This is a genomic window from Sphaerisporangium sp. B11E5 (assembly GCF_039871875.1).
GTDB lineage: Bacteria > Actinomycetota > Actinomycetes > Streptosporangiales > Streptosporangiaceae > Sphaerisporangium.
Window position 1 is genome coordinate 1 of the sequence record NZ_JBDPMD010000114.1, and the last position, 1,406, is coordinate 1,406.

At 66.4% G+C, this 1,406-nt stretch carries 1 protein-coding gene; it reads right to left on the reverse strand.

Annotation, left to right across the window (positions count from 1 at the left end):
• Window positions 1-45: 45 nt before the first annotated feature.
• Entirely contained in the window at window positions 46-1,287 is a 1,242-nt protein-coding gene (locus tag ABGB17_RS38760) for an IS256 family transposase (protein ID WP_347639382.1), read from the reverse strand.
• Window positions 1,288-1,406 lie beyond the last annotated feature (119 nt).

A 1,406-nucleotide genomic window follows, 5' to 3' on the forward strand; every position in this document is an offset into this window, starting at 1 on the left:
GGAGTGGTGTATGAGTTGATCTCTGCGTGATCCTGTTTCTGCAGGTTAAGCGGTGAGTGTGTGCGGGTGTGGGTTCTTGTGGGGTGTGTCGCCTGGGATGAGGCGGAGCCGGGTTCTGGCCAGGATTTCCAGGCCCATGTAGCGGCGGGCTTCGGTCCATTCGTCGGTCTGCTCGGCCAGGACCGCGCCGATCAGGCGGATGATCGCTTGCCGGTCGGGGAAGATGCCGACCACGTCGGTGCGGCGGCGGATCTCCTTGTTCAGTCGTTCTTGGGGGTTGTTCGACCAGACTTGTTTCCAGGCCTCGCGGGGGAAGGCGGTGAATGCCAGCAGGTCCTCGCGGGCTTGATCGAGATGGTCGCAGGCGGCCGGGTACTTGGCCTGCAGCGCGTCGATGACCCAGGTGTGCTGAGCCCGCACGGCCTCGGCGGTGGGCTGGTCGAAGATGGTGCGCACCAGGGTCGCGACCCACGGCTGGGCGGTCTTGGGAACGACGGTGAGCAGGTTGCGCAGGTAGTGGGTTCGACACCGTTGCCAGGCGGCGCCGGGCAGGGCGGCGGCGACTGCGCCGACCAGGCCGGTGTGGGCGTCGGAGATGACCAGCTGCACTCCGGCAAGGCCGCGGGCGACCAGGCCGCGCAGGAAGGTCAGCCATCCGGCGCCGTCCTCGGCGGAGGTGACCTCAAGGCCGAGGATCTCGCGGTTGCCGTTGTTGTTGACGGCGGTGGCCACCAGCACGTGCACGTTGATGATCCGGCCGCCTTCGCGGACCTTCTGGGTCAGAGCGTCCAGCCAGACAAAGCAGTACGGCCCGGCGTCCAGCGGCCGGGTGCGGAACGCCTCCACCTGGCCGTCCAGCACCTTGGCCATCTCCGAGACCTGGCTCTTGGAAATGTGCTTGATGCCCAGCTGCTCCACCAGCTTGTCCACCCGGCGGGTCGACACTCCCAGCAGATAGGAGGTGGCGACCACGCTGATCAGCGCTTGCTCGGCCCGTCGGCGGCGCTCCAGCAGCCAGTCAGGGAAATAGGAGCCCTGACGCAGCTTGGGGATGTCGAGCTCGATACTGCCGGCCCGGGTGTCCCACCCACGGGTCCGGTAGCCGTTGCGCCGGTTGGTCCGCTCGCCGCTGCGCTGCCCGTACCCGGCACCACACACCCCGTCGGCCTCGGCCGACATCAACGCCTCGGCCATGGTCTTCACCATGGATCGCAACAGATCCGGATCCTGAGTCTCTATCTGCTTCGCCAGCCAGCTGCCAGGGTCCACACTGTCGTTCACGGCCATCGCCTTGGTTCTCCTTCGATCGTGGAACATCGAAAAGGATCACGCGATGGCCGTCCTCGTTTCACGACGCCACGCTGACTACCAGCCGAAACTCGTACACCACCTCCGTGGACGCAACC